This window comes from Mesorhizobium salmacidum (SeqCode) (genome assembly GCF_037179605.1).
Lineage (GTDB): Bacteria > Pseudomonadota > Alphaproteobacteria > Rhizobiales > Rhizobiaceae > Mesorhizobium > Mesorhizobium salmacidum.
This window is the reverse complement of the sequence record NZ_JAPYKS010000017.1, coordinates 71,036-89,464: the sequence shown is the minus strand read 5'-3', so window position 1 is coordinate 89,464 and position 18,429 is coordinate 71,036. Positions and strand designations below refer to the sequence as shown.

The window sequence follows — 18,429 nt, the reverse complement described above, 5'->3', positions numbered from 1 at the left end:
AAAGCCAAGATGGGTGCAGGCCTTGCTCGGATCGCCATAGAGTTCGGCCGGATCGCCCGGCGCCGGGCCCTGAAAACGGCCGAGACCGGTTTTGACGTCACCCGGCTGACCGCCTGGACGATCTAGCAGCTTACAGGTGTGGCTGCCGATGAAACCCGCGCCGTCTGTGACAGGACCGCCGGTCGGCTCATGAAGCCGCGCCCCCTTTGATCCTCCGGCTTTCCGTAGAGCAGGGTGTCGAAATAGTCGACGGTATGCGCGAGCCCTTGCGCCAGATCGATCCTTGGCTCCCAACCGAGGTTGTTCCTGGCAAAGGAAATGTCCGGTTTGCGCTGTCTGGGGTCGTCGATCGGCAGTGGCCGATGCACGATCTTCGATCTGGAATTGATGTAGCCGACGACCAGCGTCGCAAGTTCCATGATCGTGAATTCGCTGGGATTGCCGAGGTTGACCGGGTGGGCTGGCGCATTCGGCGCGTTCATCAGCCGCATGAAGCCCTCGATCAGGTCGTCGGCGTAGCAGAAGGAGCGGGTCTGCAGACCGCTGCCATAGACGGTCAGGTCTTCACCGCGCAACGCCTGGACGATGAAGTTCGAGACGACGCGGCCGTCATCGGGCTGCATGCGGCGACCGTAGGTGTTGAAGATGCGGGCTACGCGAATATCGAGGCCATATGTCCTCGAATAGTCGAAGAACAGGGTTTCGGCCGAACGTTTCCCTTCATCATAGCAGGAGCGCGGTCCGTGCGTATTCACATTGCCGAAATAGCTTTCGGGCTGCGGGTGCACGAAGGGATCGCCGTAGACCTCGGAAGTCGAGGCCTGGAATATCTTGGCATTGTTGCGACGCGCGAGTTCCAACAGGTTCAGCGCGCCAAGCACACTCGTCTTGAAGGTATGGATCGGATCTGCCTGGTAATGTGGCGGAGAAGCAGGGCAGGCGAGATTGTAGATCTCGTCGAACCGAAGGTCCAAAGGCAATTCATTGACAATGTCGTGCTCGATGCAGCTGAATCCCGGATCGCACAGCAGCGCATTGAGATTGTATCTTTTGCCGGTATGGAAATTGTCCATTGCGACGACGTCGTACCCGTCCTGCAAAAGACGTTCGCACAGATGCGATCCCAGGAAGCCCGCGCCTCCAGCGACCAGAGCGCGGGCTCGATCGCGGCTCTTGCTGTTGCCCTTTTGACCGTTTCTGGAACCAAGTTTCAGAACCTTGATGACCTTATTCATGGCTTTCTCCACGCACCGCACACGCAACCACCGGGCCTGGGCAAAGCACCGCCCGGCCACGTCTTTGAAACGCGGCAATCCTCCGCATTCGCGGATCGCCATCATCATTGATGTGCGCTTGTCATTCTCTGAGTTACGAAGCCACTGCCGCCCGGCTTCCATGCTGCCGTCAGCAGTCCATGCGCCCCGAGATCGCGATTACGCGCTTCGTACCATCATCGCCGATTGCTCGCCCAAATTGCACATCCCAACGCTTTGAAAATATACCTGTGGAAATTCCAGTCAACTAAATTAGCAATTTCTTAACCAATTGTGTTTGCCGATGGTTAATCATGGGTCGGCGTGTTCGCGGGGCGCGCCCAGGCGGCCTTGGAGGCGGTTCCCCATTTCGAATCAGCGCATTGGGTCGAGCCAAGGAGGTTTCACAAGCTGCGGCGATCTGTTCTGGAGGTGCCATCAAAAGCTTGATAGTCGAGGAATGTGGAGGCGTGCCCTTGTGAGACAATTGGGATGGGTAGCCCCTGGGGCCTATCCGAATGAACAGCGATTTCAGAAGGGCGTCAAATCTTTAGGTTGCAATGAGATTGCTGCCCAAATCCGCTGGGACTGCAGATATAAACACCTGGTTGTGAATACTTCGCCAGTATCTCTCTGCGAACGGAATCCGCGTCGCAACTAGCAGTGGCGCAGAGCAGACCAAGAGCCAAAATTGGAAGGTAAAATCGGCTCGCAAGAATAAGTTTTAATTTCTTTCTGTCGGGCCGCTCGCGATTTCTGGGCATTCGAGGTCCCTGATCCGCAACGCCGGCCATCTCGGCAAATGGCATTTGAGGGCATGGGCCGGCTGCTGGCTATTGCGCGATCACGCATTCGGGTTGAACGCGGCACTGGCGCGCGGACCGAAAAAATGGCCGAGACTGGCGGATGGCCCGCTTCTCCACGAGCCATCCGGGCCAGGGCAACGGTTAAGCAGGGCGGGCGCACTTTACCTTTATCTTCTTGCCGTGTGTGGCGGATCCTGAAGCGGCACCGCACCCCCGGCGGGCTTACTGCCCGCCCATTTCCTTCTTGAATGTATCGAAATCGACCTGCATGCCGTTGAAGATGGTGCTCCAGTGACGTGTCAGCGCCGCCATCGCCACGGCTTCCTGGATCTCCTCGTCGGTTGCGCCGGCGCGCTTTGCGTCCTGCGTGTCCGACCAGATGCAGTAGGTGCAAGGAATCTGTGCCGCCACGGCCAGGGAGATCAACGACTTGACCTTGGGCGGCAGCGCCGTCTTGTCGCTGAGTTCGATGGCCTTGACCTCGGCCCAGGCACCGGGCAGACCGGTTTTGGGAAACTGCTTCACAAAGCTCGGTACACCGCCCATGGTCGACTGTATGTCCTTGAGGGTTGTGCCATAGTCGTCGGCGTGGCCCGGCGCGGTGCCGAGCGACAGCACGCAGGCTGCGGCTGCGAACAGGAACGCGCGTTGGGATGAAGACTGCACGGATTTGACGATGCGATGGTACGACATGGTTTTCTCCTCTGGTCTTTGTTAGCCTTACGATGTAAGGTGACGGCGAAGATGAACCTTACACTGTAAGTTGTCAAGCGGCGCAATGGATCAATCAATCAAGAAAAAGAGAGCGCGCGGACGTCTGTCGCGCGAGATGATCGAGGACGCTGCTTTCGAGGTGATCGAGAGGGAAGGGCTTGCCGGCTTTTCGATGCGCAAGCTGGCGGCAGCACTTGGTTGCGAGGCAATGAGCATTTATCATCACTTCCCCTCGCAGGCGCATCTCTTTGAGGCGCTGGTCGACAGGCTGATTGGTCCGTTGAAGATGCCGGATCCGGATCTGCCATGGCGCCAGAGGATGCGCATGGTGGTATTGGATTATCGGCGTATCGGTCGCGAGCATCCGGCCTTCGCGAGCTATTTTCTCAGCTACCGGATGAATTCGCCCATTTGCCTTGCCTATATCGACAACATCGTAGGCTTGTTCAATGACGGCGGCTTCGATCAGGAAATGGCCGCAAGGCTGTTCCGTGCGGTGGGGTACTATCTGTCGGGGGCGGTACTCGACGAGACCGCCGGTTACTCAAAGGGCCCGTCGGCGGTCACAACGGTCGGCCGTGAGCAGCTTGAGCGCGATTTCCCCAACATCGCCACCGCGGGACGCTACTTTGGCACCGCTGAATTCGACAAAACCTTCGATCTTGGCCTGGAGATGCTTCTGGACGAGATGGAGCGGATCCGCACTGCTACCCTGGACAGGTCCGCGCAAGGCGGCAGCCGTAGCGAGCAGAAGTAGAAATAGCCAAGGTTTTCGATGCGCTTTCTGTTTGTCCTGATCCTGCTCTCCGGCACCGGCATCGGTTTCATCTACCCGTGGGCGGTGAGCAATTTTTCCGGTCGCGAAATCGGCACCTGGCGAGTCTATGAGCAGGGCCGGTTCAGGCCGTTGACCGTATCGCTCAAAGATCGCGATGCGCCGGTACGGGTGCTGGTCGACCTGACCGCCAGGGCCGAGCGCATTGTTTCGCAGCAGCGCACGGTATTGACGCTGACCGCGGCCACCAACGGCCGCACTGTGCTTGCCTCGACGCTGCAGTTCAACCATGTGGACAATCCGCGGCAGGCCAGCCCGCAACTGCCCGACAAGATCTTTCGCGACGAGGCCGGCCTGATCGCCACCGTCAGCCCTGGCGCTTACCTCTTCACAGCTGGCCTTGGCGATGCCGAGGACATACCGATGCGAGCGGTCGACCTTGTCTTGCGTTCCGGCGTCGGCGAGATCGACGCCCGCGCGCGGCCGATAGGCATCACGCTGATGGCGGTCGGCTTGATCGGCTTCCTGCTATTCCTGCGTTCTGGTGGCGGGCGACCGGAAAATCCGAACTCGCAACCGCCGCCGCCACGCTGGGGCAGGGGTCCCACATGAACTACCGCCACGCCTACCATGCCGGCAATTTTGCCGATGTCGTCAAGCATGTCGTGCTGACGCGCCTGCTCGATTATCTGAAGCAGAAGGACAAGGCGTTTCGTGTCGTGGACACCCATGCCGGCATTGGCCGCTACGACCTGTCGTCACTCGAAGCGCAAAAGACCGGTGAGTGGCAGGGCGGCATCGGCAGGCTGATCGATGCCTCGTTCGACGCGAAGGCGGCGGCGCTGCTGGCGCCCTATCTGGCGGCGGTGCGCTCGCTCAATCCCGAGGGCGGCGTGAAGAAATATCCGGGCTCGCCGCTGCTCGCGCGCAATCTCCTGCGCAAGCAGGACCGGTTGTCGGCGATCGAACTGCATCCGAAAGACGCCGCGAAGCTGAAGACGGAATTCGCCGGCGATTTCCAGACAAAGGTGATGGAACTTGATGGCTGGCTTGCGCTCGGGGCGCATCTGCCGCCGAAGGAAAAGCGCGGCTTGGTGCTCATCGATCCACCCTTCGAGGAAGAAGGCGAGTTCGGCCGCCTCGTCGACGGGCTGGTGAAGGCGCACAGGCGCTGGCCCAACGGCATCTACGCCCTTTGGTATCCGATCAAGAACCGCAAGGCGATCATCGCCTTCAGGAAAGCGCTGAAGCAATCCGGCATCCCGAAAATCCTCGACATAGAATTCGAGATCAGGCCGGCCTCTTCGGAACCCAGCCTCGATGGCACCGGCATGGTGGTGGTCAATCCGCCCTTCATGCTGGAAGGCGAACTGCGAACCATATTGCCGGCACTGCACAAATTGCTCGCCGTGGAAAAGCCGGCGCATTGGTCGATGGAATGGCTGGCCGGCGAGCAGGCCCCGCCGCCGGTATAGCTGGATTTGATCGCCGCGCCCCGTGCGACCGCATGATCCGCCCGCAGGGAACTTCGCCGTTACCCGCGGGTTGCTGGTTACAGCAACTGCCCGCGCCGGTTTCTGGAAACCATTGTTTCGGCAACCGCTTGACCGCCGTCGAGCGAATCCGCACAGTGCGCGCAATCGACCTTGAGAGGCTGCCATGACTCGCTTCGCCAAATCCGCACTTGCTGCCCTGATTTCGCTCTGCACGCCCCTTGCCGCGCCTCTCGGTATCACCCAGGCGGTCCATGCGGCTGACCTTACCGTCTATTCCGAGGACGATGGCAGCGTCTGTGGGGAGACATGGGTGCTGAGCAAGATCACGCATCGGTTCTCCTACCAGGTGCATCACGTGCCGCATCTGCCCGAGGTCGCCATCACCGATTTTCGCGACATTCGCCAACACCGCTATGAGCAGGCGAGCGAGGAATGGCCGATTGGCCGTCACTATTGCCGGGCAACCGTCAGCTTGTCGGATGGCCGGGACCGGTCGATCTTCTATCTGATCGAGGAAGGCCAGGGCTTTGCCTCGATCGGCGACAATGTCGAGTTCTGCGTCTCGGGCTTCGATCGCTGGATGGTCTATAACGGCCGCTGCCGCGTCCTGCGCTGAACGCGTCTCTTCTTTTCCGATCTTTTTTCGCGCCTGCGGCCTGATGGGGTCGCGGGCGCTTTGATGTCCTGCGTTGACAGGTGATGCGTTCCGTTGCACTGTGATGATACAGACCTGTCTCATCACTTGGTTAGCGCATGACACCGTCACCTGCTTCCGACAAACGCCTGCATGTCGTCGAAACGGCCTATGCGCTGTTCAAGCGCGCCGGCTTCCATGCCACCGGCATCGACCGGATCATCGCCGAGGCGGACGTGGCCAAGATGACGATGTATCGCCATTTTCCCAGCAAGGACGAGCTGATCGTTGAGGTGCTCGACTATCGCACCAGGCGTTTTGACGATCAGCTCGACCGGCTCGCCAGGGAGGGGACCACGCCGGAGCAGAAAATCGCGAAGATCTTCGACTGGCATGGCCGCTGGTTCCGCAGACCGGATTTTCATGGTTGCCTGTTCGCCCATGCCTTGGCCGAGTTCGGCGATCCCCATCATCCGGTGTTCAAGGCTGTCGCCAGGCAGAAGAATAGCCTCAGGCAGCGCCTGCAGTCGATCCTCGAGCAGATGATGCCGCGCGGGCGGGCCGAGAGTGCGGCGACGACCCTGTTGATGCTGATCGAAGGTGCGACCCTGATGGCGCAGATGGGGCAGGGAGACACCGCTATCCGCGACGCCCGCAAGGCTGCCTTGGACATCATCGCCGCCTCGCGCGGGCCGCAATGAGCCCGCTGGTCATCGGGCTCGCGCTGTTCGCGGCGATTCTGCACGCAAGCTGGAACGCCTTCCTGCGAACGGGTGCCGACAGATTGTGGACCGTCACCGTCATGAGCTTCTCCAGCACGGCGCTTGCCATTCCCCTTGCAATCTTCAATGGCTTTCCGGCAACGCCCGCCTGGCCCTATGTCGGGCTCTCGGCCTGCCTGCAGGTCGGCTACAGCGTGTTTCTGGTGGCCGCCTACAGATATGGCGAACTGGGACAGGTCTACCCGATTGTTCGCGGCAGCGTGCCTCTGCTCGTCACGCTCGGCGGGTTCCTGCTGGCCGGCCAGCATCTTACCGCTCTGGAGACCGTGGGCGTTGCCCTGGTCGGCGGCGGCATCATGGCTCTTTCGCTTGGGCGAGGAAGAGCCACCACGACATCGATCCTCTATGCGCTGGCAACGGGGGCGATCATCGCCGCCTACGCGATGGTCGACGCGATCGGCGTTCGTGCGGCGGGCAATGTCGGTGCCTACACCGCCTGGGTCCTGCTGGCCTATGGCGCACTGCTGCCGGCGACCTTTGTCGCCTGTCGGGGCAGGCTCGCTGTCGATGCGCGGGCACCGGAAACCTGGAGGGCGCTGGGTGGCGGCCTGTTCGCGCTTTTGGCCTATGGCGTGGTGGTGGCGGCCTTCGCGCTCGGGCCTGCCGGTCCGATCACCGCGATACGTGAGACCAGCGTCGTCTTCGCGGCCTTCATCGGCCGGTTGTTTCTCGGCGAGACGCTGACGCCCCGGCGAGTCGGCGCCTGCGCCGTCGTCGCGCTCGGCGTCATTTGTCTCGGCTATCAGTCGTGATGACAATGCCTCCTCGACACACGCGGCGATTCCGCCGCCATGGAAAAATTGTCGGGACGGGCGGTTCACCGTATCATGAGACGGTGAACCGCTCAAAGGCGTTCGCTCGCCGTAGGGCCTATTTCCTGCGTTGTGCCTCCGCCTGATCGATGATCTTGCGAAGAAAGGCAATGTGACCGCGAAAGGCCCGCCGTCCGGCCGTCGTGGCTCTGATCCGTGTCTGCGGCCGACGTCCGACAAAGAGCTTTTCAATGTCGGCATAGCCAGCTCTGGCCAGCGTATCGAGATGTGCCCCGAGGTTGCCGTCGGTGGTCTCGATCATGGCCTTCAACTGGGTGAACTCAAGCGCCTCGCGCCTTTCCAGCGTGTTCAGGACGGCCATGATCCTGAGCCGCGTACTCTGGTGGATAATGTCGTCGGCGCTCATCGATAAGCTCCAATGCGGCAAAGCCTCGGGCTGTCCCCGCTTGACCCGGCAATCTCTGCCAGCGGTGTGTCACTTGCCTTTGCACGGCCGAAATCAAAGGCGCGATAACATCCCCTGACAGAATACTCTGTCATACAGAGTATTCTGTCAATCAGAAAACAGATGCTCGGAACATGCTTGACAAGGTGATCTTCAGATCGGGTGTCGCATCGCGCTCGTGATCCGCATGGACCGCTCGCTTGCAAAAGATGATCGCCTCGATGAGACGGCAAGTGATGATATTCACGACCGAAGATCATGCGTGAAGTTGCTCGCTGATCTTTGGAGCTTCATGGCGAACTCGCATCGGGAATGCCGGTGTCAAATTGCTGGCGCCGCCGGAAGATCAACGGCGGATTTTTCCGGTGATGAGTGTGATTGTGTGTCGATCGCAACCAAAATTTAAGTTGAGAAAATCATACCATTGCTTCGCTGGCTAGCGAGACGCGAGTCAGATATGCATTGCGCGCCGGGGTCATTCACGGCCATCGGCATAACGTGAAGGGGCATGACATGGCTAAGCAGTCATCTAAAGCGCCGGCATCCAAGGTACCGGCAAAGAAAGCACCCGCAAAAGCAGTCGCGGCGAAGGCCGCAACGGCAGTGAAGAAAGCAGCGCCTGCCGCCAAGCCGAAGGCCGCCGCGGCCAAGGCACCGGCGAAGAAGCCTGCGGCAGCGGCAAAGGCCGTCGCGAAGCCGGCAATGAAGAAGGCGGCGCCCGTGAAAGCCGCGGCGAAGCCGGCAGCAAAAGCGGCACCGGCCAAGAAGCCTGCGGCCAAGGCGGCGGCCAAACCCGCAGCGAAGAAGGCGGCTCCCGCCAAGGCCGCGGCGAAGCCGGTAGCGAAAGCGGCACCGGCCAAGAAGCCGGCGGCCAAGCCAGCTGCGAAAGCAGCCGCCGCCGCGACCAAGCCGGCGGTGAAGAAAGCCGCGGCCCCGAAGGCAAAGGCAGCGCCCGCGAAGGCGAAGGCTCCGGGCAAGAAGTAGACGGATCGTTGGGGCGTCGCGTGTCCTTCGGGATGCGGCAAGGACGCTCTGACGCTCTGGATCGGAGCATATTCGGCAACGGGTTCAGCCCTCGGGACTGAGCATCGGGAAGGGGCCGAGGGGCAAGCAAAGCGAGGCGCCGGTTGGCTGCCTCGCTCGCCCGACTCTCTTTCGCCTCTTGCGGTGGTTGGCGAAGGTTCTCGGCGCGACGCTTTGGCGCCTGTGAAGTATGGGCTCCTGTGACGTGTGAATGCGGGGTTTAAACCCGGCGGCTTGCTGTCGTGGCCCGCTGATACTTCCTAGTGTGCCGGTTCGGTTTGTCGTGATGCCAGGACGGAAACCGCGGCAGGTTTCTGGTCGCTGGTTTTTTGCACTCTGGCGATTGATCGCAAGAGTTTGTCCGGTCAACACTGGACAGTCGCAAACAGGAAACCGATCATGCCGAAGCTGCTCTACGCGTCCGCCTCTCCCTACAGCTCCAAGGTAAGGATGGCCGCGGCCTATGCCGGGATCGCTCTCGAGGAGGTGCCGGTCAGAACCGAGGACAGGCCGGCCGAGCTGATCGGCGCCAATCCGCTCGGCAAGATCCCGGTGCTGGTGCTCGACGATGGCCGTTCGATTCACGACAGCCGCGCCATCACCCAGCACCTCAACCGGATTTCGAAGAACGCGTTGTTTCCACGCAACCCCGACAAGCGTCTGGAAGCGGAAGTACTGGAGGCGCTGGCCGACGGCATCTGCGATTGCGCGCTGTCGATGGTCTATGAGCGCCGCACCCGCCCCGAAGAGATGGTCTATCAGCCCTGGCTCGACCGCCAGTGGGCGAAGATCACGGCGGCACTCGACCTGCTCAATGCCAATCCGCCAAAACTGCCGAAGAAGATCACGGCCGGTCAGTTGGCGTTGCGTGCCTGCCTCGGCTACCTCTCGCTGCGTTTCGCCGGCAAATGGGAAAAGGGCCGTGGCCGGTTGACCCGCTGGGCGGCGCGCTTCGACGAAAGATTCCCGGAGCTGAAGTCCGTGGTTCCGGCCTAATGCATGTCGCCGGAAGTGTCCTCGGTTCCGGGACAACGACATGCATAAAATCAAAAGCTTACAGCAGGTCGGGCGAATCCTATTCGCCGCGACATGCTGTAAGCGACCGGACATAAAAAAAGCCGGGCGCGAGGCCCGGCTTTTCGTGTCGTGGCTTGAACGACTTAGAACTTCATGCCGAGGCCGAAGGTGACGCGGTTGTCCGTCGCCTTGACCTTGCCAATACCACCGTCGAAGCTCTTGCTGCCGAAGTCGGTGTAGCGATATTCGACACGGCCGAACACGTTATCGGTCAGCTTGATGTCGGTGCCGACGCCGGCGGTCCAGCCGAGCATGGTGGCGGTGTCGCTGGCGCCGAGAACGGTGTCTTCCACCTTCAGGCTTCTGCCGGCGAGGCCGCCGGTGCCATAGAGCAGGATTTCCGGGGTCACGGCGTAGCCGAGACGGGCACGCAGCGAGCCTTCGAAGCCGCCCTTGGAGTGGATGCCGTTGTCGTCACCCTTCACGCCGTCGTAGCCGAGTTCGGCTTCACCGCCGTAAACGAAGTTCTCCTGCTGCCACTGATAGCCGCCGAAGACACTGCCGACAAAACCCTTGGTATCGGTCGAAACGCCGAAATCCTTTTCCTTGGTCTTGCCGCTGAAGCCGTAGCCCAGGTTGATACCGGCATAAGGGCCGGCCCACGAGGCGACCGGAAGTTCGGCAACCGGAGCGGGTGCCGGCGGCTCTTCCGAAACGACGTCCGCGGCATAGGCGGTACCGCTGAGGGCGAAGAGCCCGAGCGCAACAGCCAGCGGCCGTGCGAATTTAAAATTGGCTTGCATTGTTCTTTACTCCTTAAGCCACAGGACACAGGCTTGTTTCTCACGATCGCCATCGACCCGTCCGGGGGGTGAAACGGATCTGGCGTTCGTCGGTTCCAAATGTCGTGTCAAAATGCGGCTGAACCGAACCTGAACTTGGGTCATTCCCCGGCACGAATGAGGCAGAACCTTGACGTTGCATCTTCGCAACAGCGAAATGTCAGCAGCAAGTCCACGCTGCGCTGCACACCGCTTGGTGCAAGGAGTCCAGCGACCTATATTGCGATCCAATGGTTCCGAGTCCAGGAGGGCTCGGCACACCGAACCGGGCACTTCGCCACAATGTTGCCCCAGGTGCGAACGCCGTTTAACGCATGCCGGGCCACATTTCGTCGGCATCGCGTTTCGGGCCGAAATTGAGGATTGACAGCAGATGAGCAAAGCCACTGCCGTGGCGCTGGTGACCGGTGGGGCGAAACGGATCGGCAAGGCGATCGTCGAGGACCTCGCCAGCCATGGTTTTGCGGTCGCCATCCATTCCAATCGCTCGCACGATGAGGCGGATGCGTTGGCCGCGGGGATTAACCGGTCGGGCGGCCGCGCCGCCGTGGTGGCGGCTGATCTGACCGACATGGATGCCGTCAGCGACCTCGTCGGCCAAGCGGAAGCAGCGCTGGGCCCGATTTCGCTGCTGGTCAACAATGCTTCGCTCTTCGTCGATGATTCCGTGGAAGATTTCGATTGGCACGCCTGGGACCGCCATTTTGCCATTCACGTGAAAACCCCGGCGCTGTTGGCGCAGAACTTCGCCCGTTCCTTGCCGGAAGGGCAGGAGGGGCTGATCGTCAACATTATCGACCAGCGCGTCTGGAGGCCGACACCGCGCTATTTTTCCTATGCGCTGTCGAAATCGGCATTGTGGACCCAGACGCAGATGCTGGCCCAGGCACTCGGACCCGGCATCCGCGTCAATGCGATAGGGCCGGGCCCGACGCTGAAGAACGTGCGCCAGGACGATTCGGATTTTGACGCGCAGGTCGCTGGCCTCATTCTGAGGCGCGGCCCGGAATTGCCGGAATTCGGCGCCACCATCCGCTATCTCTGGGAGACGCGCTCGGTCACCGGCCAGATGATCGCGCTCGATGGCGGCCAGCATCTTGCATGGCAGACGCCCGATGTGACAGGCATGGCGGAATGAGTCCTTTGGATCACAAGAACAAGGCGCGCGGCGGCGCTGATGATCTTCCTCCCGAAATCGACCTCGAGGACGAGGCGCTGGAGGAGATCGTCGAACCGGTTGGCCCGGATGTCGCCTTCACGGCCATCGACTGGACGCCGCACGCCGGCGACGCCGAAGGCATGATCGGCGCCGAGGTGATCCAGACGCTGGTCAAGCGGCTGCCCAATGCGCCCGGCGTCTACCGGATGATGAACGCCGCCGGCGACGTGCTCTATGTCGGCAAGGCGCGCAGCCTGAAGAAGCGTGTCACCAATTACGCGCAAGGCAGGTTCCACACCAACCGCATCGGCCGCATGGTGCGCGAGACGTCGACGATGGAGTTCGTCGTCACGCGCACCGAGATCGAGGCGCTGCTGCTTGAAGCCAATCTTATCAAGCGTTTGCGGCCGCGATTCAACGTGCTGATGCGGGACGACAAGTCGTTTCCGTATATCCTTTTGACCGGTGACCATGTCTCACCAGGCATCTACAAGCACCGCGGCGCGCGGTCGCGCAAGGGGGACTATTTCGGCCCCTTTGCCTCGGCCGGGGCCGTCGGCCGCACCATCAATTCGCTGCAGCGCGCCTTCCTGCTCAGAAGCTGCACCAATTCCTTCTACGAGAACCGCACGCGGCCTTGCCTGCTCTACCAGATAAAGCGCTGCGCCGGGCCGTGCACCGGCGAGATATCGCATGAGGGCTATGCCGAGCTGGTCGCCGAAGCGAAGGATTTTTTGTCCGGCCGCAGCCAGAAGGTGAAGACCGAGATTTCGGCTGCGATGCAGCAGGCTTCGCAAGACCTCGATTTCGAGCGCGCCGCGATCTATCGCGACCGGCTGGCGGCCCTGTCGCACGTGCAGAGCCATCAGGGCATCAACCCGGCGACCGTCGACGAAGCCGATGTCTTCGCTATCCACCAGGAGGGCGGCCAGGTCTGCATCCAGGTGTTTTTCTTCCGCACCGGCCAGAACTGGGGCAACCGTGCCTATTTCCCCAAGGCCGATCCGGCGCTGGAGGGATCGGAAGTGCTGGGCTCGTTCCTGGCGCAATTCTACGATGACAAGCCGACACCGCGTGCCATTCTCCTGTCGCAGACCGTCGAGGACCAGGAACTGCTGGCCGAGGCGCTCTCGACGCGCGCCGGCCGCAAGGTGGCGATCTCCGTGCCGCAGCGCGGCGAGAAAAAGGATCTGACCGACAACGCTTTGCAGAATGCGCGTGAGGCGCTTGGCCGCCGGCTGGCCGAAACCTCGACGCAAGCGCGGCTGCTTGCCGGTTTCGCCGAGACCTTCGGCCTGACCAAGCCGCCCGTGCGCATCGAGGTCTACGACAACTCGCACATCATGGGCACCAACGCCGTCGGCGCCATGGTCGTCGCGGGGCCGGAAGGCTTTGTGAAGAACCAGTACAGAAAATTCAACATCCGCTCGACCGAGATCACACCGGGCGACGATTTCGGCATGATGCGCGAGGTGATGGAGCGGCGCTTTTCACGGCTGCTCAAGGAGCATGGCGACGTTGCTCCCGACGAGACTGCCTCGGCGGATTCAGGCGACGATATCGAAGACGATATTTCCGGAAGCTTCCCTGCCTGGCCAGATGTCATCCTGATCGATGGTGGCCAGGGCCAGATGACGGCGGTGCGCAAGATCCTGTCGGATCTCGGTATCGAGGACCGGGTCGTGGCCATCGGCATCGCCAAGGGACAGGACCGCGATGCAGGCCGCGAGCGCTTCTTCGTCAAGGGCAGGGACTCGTTTTCGCTGCCGGTGCGCGATCCCGTTCTCTATTTCGTCCAGCGGCTGCGCGACGAGGTCCACCGCTTCGCCATCGGTTCGCACCGGGCCCGCCGCAAGAAGGAAATGGTCAAAAGCCCGCTCGACGAAATCGCCGGCATCGGCCCCGGCCGCAAGCGCGCGCTTCTCTTGCATTTCGGCACCGCCAAGGCGGTCAGCCGTGCCGCAGTCGAGGATCTGAGGAAGGTCGACGGCATTTCCGAACAGGTGGCGAAACTGGTCTACAATCACTTCCACGAGAGCTGAAGAAATCGTCACTTTCAGCTGGCCAGTCGAATCTGGCCTGTTGACCCCCTACATCCGCTTCTGATTTGAGTACGCAGGCAGAAAGAGTCTCTGAAGACATGGCCCAGCGCGCATTTAACCTGCCCAACATGCTGACCTACGCCCGCATCATCGCGGTGCCGCTGGTCGTGCTGTGCTTTTTTCTCGAGGGCCATCTGAAATCGAGCGACTTCGCCCGCTGGTCGGCGCTGGTCATTTTCCTGCTGGCGTCCGTCACCGATTATTTCGACGGCTATTTTGCGCGCGCCTGGCAGCAGACCTCCAACATCGGCAAGATGCTCGATCCGATCGCCGACAAGCTGCTGGTCGCCACCTGCCTCTTGCTGCTGGCGGCCGACACCGACCGTCATGCCGGTATCGCCGGCTGGTCGCTATGGGCGGCGATCATCATCCTGTGCCGCGAAATCCTGGTTTCGGGCCTGCGCGAATATCTGGCGGCGCTCAAGGTTTCGGTGCCGGTGACGCAGCTTGCCAAGTGGAAGACCACCATTCAGATGGTCGCCATCGCCTTCCTGCTGGCCGGACCTGCCGGTGACAAGATCTTTCCGCTGACCACGCAGACCGGCCTCGTGCTGTTGTGGATCGCGGCCCTCGTGACGCTCTACACCGGCTACGACTATTTCCGCGCCGGTCTCAAGCACATCATGGACGAGTGAGATGACGACCCGTCTCATCTATTTCGCCTGGGTTCGCGAACGGATCGGCACATCGCAGGAAGATGTGGAATTGCCCGCCGGCATCGAGACGGTCGCCGACCTCTTGCGCTGGCTGCAATCGCGCGGCGAAGGGTACCAACACGCGCTGCAATATCCCGATGTCATCCGCGTCGCCATCAACCAGGAACATGTCGATCACCGCGAGAAGATATCGGGCGCACGCGAGATCGCACTGTTCCCGCCGATGACCGGGGGCTGATACTCATGCCGGCCGTCCTGGTGCCGACCGTGCGCATTCAGCGCCAGGATTTCGACGTCGCCGCCGAGATCGCCGCGCTGACGCAGGGCCGTGCCGACATTGGCGCGGTGGTCACCTTCTCCGGCCTGTGCCGCGACGAGCAGGGCGCTCTCTCGGCACTCGAGCTCGAGCACTATCCGGGCATGGCTGAAGCCGAGATCGGCCGCATCGCAACCGAAGCCACCGAGCGCTGGCCGCTGCAAGGCCTCACCGTCATACATCGCCATGGCAAGATCGCGCCGGGGGCGAACATCGTGCTGGTGGTGGCCGCTTCGGCGCACCGCCAGGCGGCATTCGAGGCGGCGAACTTCCTCATGGACTATCTCAAGTCGCGTGCGCCCTTCTGGAAGAAGGAGCATCGCACCGACGGCTCCGAGGGCGGCTGGGTCGATGCCAAGGAAACCGACGCCGAGGCAGCTCGGCGCTGGAAGCAGCCGCCGTCCGAATAATTACCGTGCAGGCGTCACGGAACGACCGCAATCCTTCTGCCAACTGGTCACGTGACTGATTTGGGCAAGGGAGACGGTCATGCTGGACAGGATCGCCGAGTTCTTCGTCTTCGGCTTGGTGCCGCTGGTCGTCGGCATCCTGGCGGTGCCGGAGCTTTCCCTTGCCGCGGAAAAGGCGGTGAGGGGCGAGGTGATCTATCGCGAGCGCATCGCATTGCCACCCAGCGCCGTGCTTTCCGTCGAGCTTGCCGACATCAGCTCGATCCGCTGACCGACGCGCCACAGACCATCATGCTGAAGATGGTCGCACCCAGCAAGGAGCCAATGACTTCCGTCTTTGATCAGCTCTGGGTGGTCGACTATGTCGACGGGATTGGCGCCGTCACCGCGCCGCAGGCAAACTTCAAGATCAGCGAGGCTGGCAAGGCCGGTGGCACCGGTCCCTGCAACACCTATTTTGCCACGGCGAAGGTCGAGGGTCAGGCAATCGCGATCGGCGATATCGGTTCGACCTACAAAGCCTGCGCGCCCAATGTGATGGCCGAGGAAAAAGCCCTGTTCGATGCGTTGGCCAACGCGGCGTTATACACTGTCGATGCCGGCAAGCTCGCCATATCGGACAAGGACGGCCGCGAAATCCTGCGCTTCAGCGCCGCAAGCTGATTGCTCACCCTGCCTGTTCGAACACGGCGCCGTAGTGGTATGGCGGCACGTCAACCATTTCAGCCAGCTTGAAACCGGCCGGCTCCACGGCGGCGATGGTTTGTTCCGGCGACAGTCTCAACTCAGTCTTCGGTCCGCGAGGCTCGCCCAGCACCACCGTTCGCTCGCGCGGCGTCCGATGCCAGTTCACAATGGCAAAACGGCCTGACGGGCCAAGCGTCGCATGGACCGCGCGGGCCAGGCGGAGCTGATCCGGAACTCCATGAAAGGCGTTTGCCATGAAGATGAAATCGGCGGGTCGAGCTGTCAGGCTAGCAACCTCATAGGCGTCGCCCGCCACGAAGTCGCAATTCGACAGGCCATTTTCAGTCAGGCGCCGACGCGCGACTTCGAGCAAGTCGCCATCGATATCGATGGCGGTGACATGACGCGCGACCCTGGCAATCTGCAACGTGAACCAGCCATCGCCGGAGCAGAGATCGATCACGTCCATACCCGGCTTGATCCCGGTGGCCGCAAGCACTGCCGCCGGATCGGGCCACAGCGCCTCCCACCATCCGCTGGTCGGCATATCGGTGCCCTGGAAGAACCCTGGAATTGCACTTGTCATGGTCGGGTCGACTCCATCGCGACGGTGCTTCGCGCCCGGTCCATTCACGCATCTCGTACTTTGCCGGACTTTCCGGCGGCTCACTTCATGTGAGATGGCGCAGAGCTTGAGACCATGTCCTACACGAAAAAAGGCCGACATTTCGCCGGCCTTTTCGCATGGAAAATTACGGTGTTCAGCTCAGCCGACGATCTCTGTATCCGAGAACCAGTACTTGATCTCCTGTGCGGCCGTTTCCGGCGCGTCCGAGCCGTGCACCGAGTTCTCGCCGATCGACAGCGCATGCACCTTGCGGATGGTGCCTTCGGCGGCATTGGCCGGATTGGTGGCGCCCATCACATCGCGGTTCTTGGTAATGGCGCTCTCGCCTTCCAGGACCTGCACGATGGTCGGGCCCGAGGACATGGATTCCACCAGCTCGCCGAAAAACGGCCGCTCCTTGTGGACGGCGTAGAAGCCTTCCGCCTCACGGCGGCTCATCCACACCCGGCGCGAGGCGATGACGCGCAGGCCGGCTTCCTCCAGCATCCTGGTGATGGCGCCGGTGAGATTGCGCCGCGTTGCGTCCGGCTTGATCATGGAAAAAGTGCGTTCGAGCGCCATGGGTCGTCCTTGTCTGAATTTGAATTGAGAGTGGCGGGCTCTATACAAGCCGCCCGGCCTATTGCCAAGAGGGCTGAGGAGCGGGCTGAGGAGCGGTCCGCGCAACGGGCGGAAAGCCAATTGCCTTTCTTTGCGAGCGACGAACGCCCGGAGCGACAGCGAGCATCGGACCGGTCTGCGCTTCCATGGCTGGTCGCCGCAGGCAGGTGGGATCGGATGGCTGTAAAGCAACGGTTTGCTTGCTATAGTCGCTCGGTCGGCGCCGCGCTGAAGTCGGCCCGAAGGGAGACAACATGATCATGGCAGACGATCGTCAGGAGCGCATTCGCAACCGTGCACATCAGATCTGGCAGGAAGAAGGGCAACCGGCCGGTGACCACGAACGCCATTGGCACCAGGCGGCGGCCGACGTCGATCGGGAGGACGCGGGGAAGCCGTCGGCGGACAAGAAGCCAGCCAAGAAGGCATCCGGCGCCGGCAAGACAAAAACACCCCCCAAGGACGAAAAGGCCGCCGCGAAAGCCAGCAAACCAAAGAAGGCGGCCAAATAAGGCCAGCTGTTCCGCCGCTGATTTTCGCAACAGGTAGACGGCGCTCGAGCTGCCTTGCGGGCAGGCAGGCCTTTGCGTCCGTCACGCCGCGGCAGAAACCTTTCGTCCCAGCCCGCCATGCAGGTCGAGGCAGCGGGTGAACCACTGCGCCACCGCGTCGCTGTCTTCGAGCAACTTGTAAGGTGATGCGATACGCGCCCATTGCAGCGCGCCGAAGACGATATAGTCGGCAAACAGCGGCGAGGCGCCGCCGATGAACGGCTGGTAGCTCAACATGGAGCGCAGCGGCTCCAGCGCTGCCCGGAAGGTTGCCAGGCCGGCGTCGCGTGCGGCGACGATGTCCTCCAGCCGCTTGCCGAGGCGCTGCTCCCGGCTCTGTCGGAAATACGAGGCGTTCTCCTCGTCTTGCATGGCATGAAGGTCAACGACCGCCGCGGTGGTGACATAAGGGTGAATGGTCAATTGCGACCAGCGCTCGATGAAGCGCGCCATCGCCTTGCCGCCTTCGCCGCCAAACAGCGTCGGGCGATCCGGATAGGCCTCATCGAGATAGAGCGCGATGGTGAAGGAATCGGCAACGACCTTGTCGCCATCGCGGATAACCGGAACGGTTTTCGAGACACCGCCTTCAATGGCCGGCACTTCGAGAAAACGCGTCGGTGCGGTCGAGGCATCAAGTCCCTTATGGGCCAGCGCCATCGTTGCCTTCCAGCAATGTGGGCTGAACGGACGGCCCTCGTCACGCCCGACGAGATCATAAAGCAGAATGGTCATTGGCGCCGGTTCCTTTGCGGTCTAG

23 protein-coding genes are annotated in these 18,429 nt (G+C 61.7%); 16 read left to right on the top strand and 7 right to left on the bottom strand.

All coding sequences use genetic code 11. The features are described from left to right. Positions 1–122 precede the first annotated feature (122 nt). Together O7A60_RS22235 and O7A60_RS22230 are read right to left on the bottom strand one after the other, a co-directional pair. Positions 123–1,235, bottom strand: a complete 1,113-nt coding sequence (locus O7A60_RS22235; protein ID WP_245262149.1) for a UDP-glucuronic acid decarboxylase family protein — start codon at positions 1,233–1,235, stop codon at positions 123–125. A gap of 1,046 nt (positions 1,236–2,281) precedes the next feature. Beyond that, the gene (locus tag O7A60_RS22230) at positions 2,282–2,752 is read right to left on the bottom strand and encodes a carboxymuconolactone decarboxylase family protein (protein WP_337108019.1); all 471 of its coding nucleotides are present in this window, start codon (positions 2,750–2,752) and stop codon (positions 2,282–2,284) included. An 85-nt stretch (positions 2,753–2,837) separates the two neighbouring features. Here O7A60_RS22230 and O7A60_RS22225 point away from each other — a divergent pair, with 85 nt between their 5' ends. The 6 genes from O7A60_RS22225 to O7A60_RS22200 all read left to right on the top strand — a co-directional run bounded on the left by O7A60_RS22225 (position 2,838) and on the right by O7A60_RS22200 (position 7,212). After that, on the top strand, positions 2,838–3,530 hold the full coding sequence (locus tag O7A60_RS22225; RefSeq protein ID WP_337108018.1) for a TetR/AcrR family transcriptional regulator: 693 nt from the start codon (positions 2,838–2,840) through the stop codon (positions 3,528–3,530). An 18-nt stretch (positions 3,531–3,548) separates the two neighbouring features. Continuing rightward, positions 3,549–4,160 (top strand): hypothetical protein, encoded by a 612-nt coding sequence (locus tag O7A60_RS22220; RefSeq protein ID WP_337108017.1) that lies wholly within the window; start codon positions 3,549–3,551, stop codon positions 4,158–4,160. After that, a complete protein-coding gene (locus O7A60_RS22215; RefSeq protein WP_337108016.1) occupies positions 4,157–5,023 on the top strand; it encodes a 23S rRNA (adenine(2030)-N(6))-methyltransferase RlmJ in 867 nt (288 codons plus the stop codon). The genes O7A60_RS22220 and O7A60_RS22215 overlap by 4 nt, the downstream gene beginning before the upstream one ends. A 184-nt stretch (positions 5,024–5,207) precedes the next feature. After that, complete coding sequence (locus tag O7A60_RS22210; RefSeq protein WP_337108015.1) at positions 5,208–5,660, top strand: hypothetical protein; 453 nt, start codon at positions 5,208–5,210, stop codon at positions 5,658–5,660. Positions 5,661–5,797: 137 nt separating this feature from the next. Then, the gene (locus O7A60_RS22205) at positions 5,798–6,379 is read left to right on the top strand and encodes a TetR/AcrR family transcriptional regulator (RefSeq protein ID WP_337108014.1); all 582 of its coding nucleotides are present in this window, start codon (positions 5,798–5,800) and stop codon (positions 6,377–6,379) included. Further along, entirely contained in the window at positions 6,376–7,212 is an 837-nt protein-coding gene (locus O7A60_RS22200; protein WP_337108013.1) for a DMT family transporter, read from the top strand. The genes O7A60_RS22205 and O7A60_RS22200 overlap by 4 nt, the downstream gene beginning before the upstream one ends. A gap of 118 nt (positions 7,213–7,330) precedes the next feature. Here the strand turns inward: O7A60_RS22200 and O7A60_RS22195 are convergent, their stop codons facing one another. Further along, on the bottom strand, positions 7,331–7,639 hold the full coding sequence (locus O7A60_RS22195; protein ID WP_337108012.1) for a transcriptional regulator: 309 nt from the start codon (positions 7,637–7,639) through the stop codon (positions 7,331–7,333). 552 nt (positions 7,640–8,191) lie between these two features. Between O7A60_RS22195 and O7A60_RS22190 the strand changes: the two genes are divergently transcribed. Next, positions 8,192–8,662: a hypothetical protein gene (locus O7A60_RS22190; protein WP_337108011.1), complete on the top strand. Its 471-nt coding sequence runs from the start codon at positions 8,192–8,194 to the stop codon at positions 8,660–8,662. A 438-nt stretch (positions 8,663–9,100) separates the two neighbouring features. After that, on the top strand, positions 9,101–9,697 hold the full coding sequence (locus tag O7A60_RS22185) for a glutathione S-transferase family protein (RefSeq protein WP_337108010.1): 597 nt from the start codon (positions 9,101–9,103) through the stop codon (positions 9,695–9,697). A gap of 164 nt (positions 9,698–9,861) precedes the next feature. Here the strand turns inward: O7A60_RS22185 and O7A60_RS22180 are convergent, their stop codons facing one another. Then, complete coding sequence (locus O7A60_RS22180) at positions 9,862–10,521, bottom strand: outer membrane protein (protein ID WP_337108009.1); 660 nt, start codon at positions 10,519–10,521, stop codon at positions 9,862–9,864. 412 nt (positions 10,522–10,933) lie between these two features. Here O7A60_RS22180 and O7A60_RS22175 point away from each other — a divergent pair, with 412 nt between their 5' ends. From O7A60_RS22175 to O7A60_RS22145, 7 genes are all read left to right on the top strand, one after another. After that, positions 10,934–11,698: an SDR family oxidoreductase gene (locus tag O7A60_RS22175; protein ID WP_337108008.1), complete on the top strand. Its 765-nt coding sequence runs from the start codon at positions 10,934–10,936 to the stop codon at positions 11,696–11,698. After that, complete coding sequence (uvrC, locus tag O7A60_RS22170; protein ID WP_337108007.1) at positions 11,695–13,761, top strand: excinuclease ABC subunit UvrC; 2,067 nt, start codon at positions 11,695–11,697, stop codon at positions 13,759–13,761. The genes O7A60_RS22175 and uvrC overlap by 4 nt, the downstream gene beginning before the upstream one ends. Before the next feature lie 98 nt (positions 13,762–13,859). Beyond that, a complete protein-coding gene (gene pgsA, locus O7A60_RS22165; protein WP_010915213.1) occupies positions 13,860–14,456 on the top strand; it encodes a CDP-diacylglycerol--glycerol-3-phosphate 3-phosphatidyltransferase in 597 nt (198 codons plus the stop codon). A 1-nt stretch (position 14,457) separates the two neighbouring features. Next, positions 14,458–14,715 (top strand): molybdopterin converting factor subunit 1, encoded by a 258-nt coding sequence (gene moaD, locus O7A60_RS22160; protein WP_027144520.1) that lies wholly within the window; start codon positions 14,458–14,460, stop codon positions 14,713–14,715. 5 nt (positions 14,716–14,720) lie between these two features. Further along, positions 14,721–15,203 carry a molybdenum cofactor biosynthesis protein MoaE gene (locus O7A60_RS22155; protein ID WP_337108006.1) on the top strand — a complete coding sequence of 161 codons (483 nt, stop codon included), beginning with the start codon at positions 14,721–14,723 and terminating at the stop codon, positions 15,201–15,203. 79 nt (positions 15,204–15,282) lie between these two features. Continuing rightward, positions 15,283–15,474, top strand: coding sequence for a YbaY family lipoprotein (locus tag O7A60_RS22150; RefSeq protein WP_337108005.1), 192 nt, complete (start codon positions 15,283–15,285; stop codon positions 15,472–15,474). 53 nt (positions 15,475–15,527) lie between these two features. Beyond that, entirely contained in the window at positions 15,528–15,866 is a 339-nt protein-coding gene (locus O7A60_RS22145) for an META domain-containing protein (protein ID WP_337108004.1), read from the top strand. Positions 15,867–15,870: 4 nt separating this feature from the next. Here the strand turns inward: O7A60_RS22145 and O7A60_RS22140 are convergent, their stop codons facing one another. Further along, a complete protein-coding gene (locus O7A60_RS22140; protein WP_337108003.1) occupies positions 15,871–16,617 on the bottom strand; it encodes a class I SAM-dependent methyltransferase in 747 nt (248 codons plus the stop codon). Positions 16,618–16,656: 39 nt separating this feature from the next. Further along, on the bottom strand, positions 16,657–17,079 hold the full coding sequence (ndk, locus tag O7A60_RS22135; protein WP_027144516.1) for a nucleoside-diphosphate kinase: 423 nt from the start codon (positions 17,077–17,079) through the stop codon (positions 16,657–16,659). Positions 17,080–17,372: 293 nt separating this feature from the next. Here ndk and O7A60_RS22130 point away from each other — a divergent pair, with 293 nt between their 5' ends. Beyond that, on the top strand, positions 17,373–17,630 hold the full coding sequence (locus O7A60_RS22130; RefSeq protein WP_337108002.1) for a DUF2934 domain-containing protein: 258 nt from the start codon (positions 17,373–17,375) through the stop codon (positions 17,628–17,630). A gap of 81 nt (positions 17,631–17,711) precedes the next feature. Here the strand turns inward: O7A60_RS22130 and O7A60_RS22125 are convergent, their stop codons facing one another. After that, positions 17,712–18,404: a glutathione S-transferase family protein gene (locus O7A60_RS22125; RefSeq protein WP_337108001.1), complete on the bottom strand. Its 693-nt coding sequence runs from the start codon at positions 18,402–18,404 to the stop codon at positions 17,712–17,714. Between the last annotated feature and the right edge of the window lie 25 nt (positions 18,405–18,429).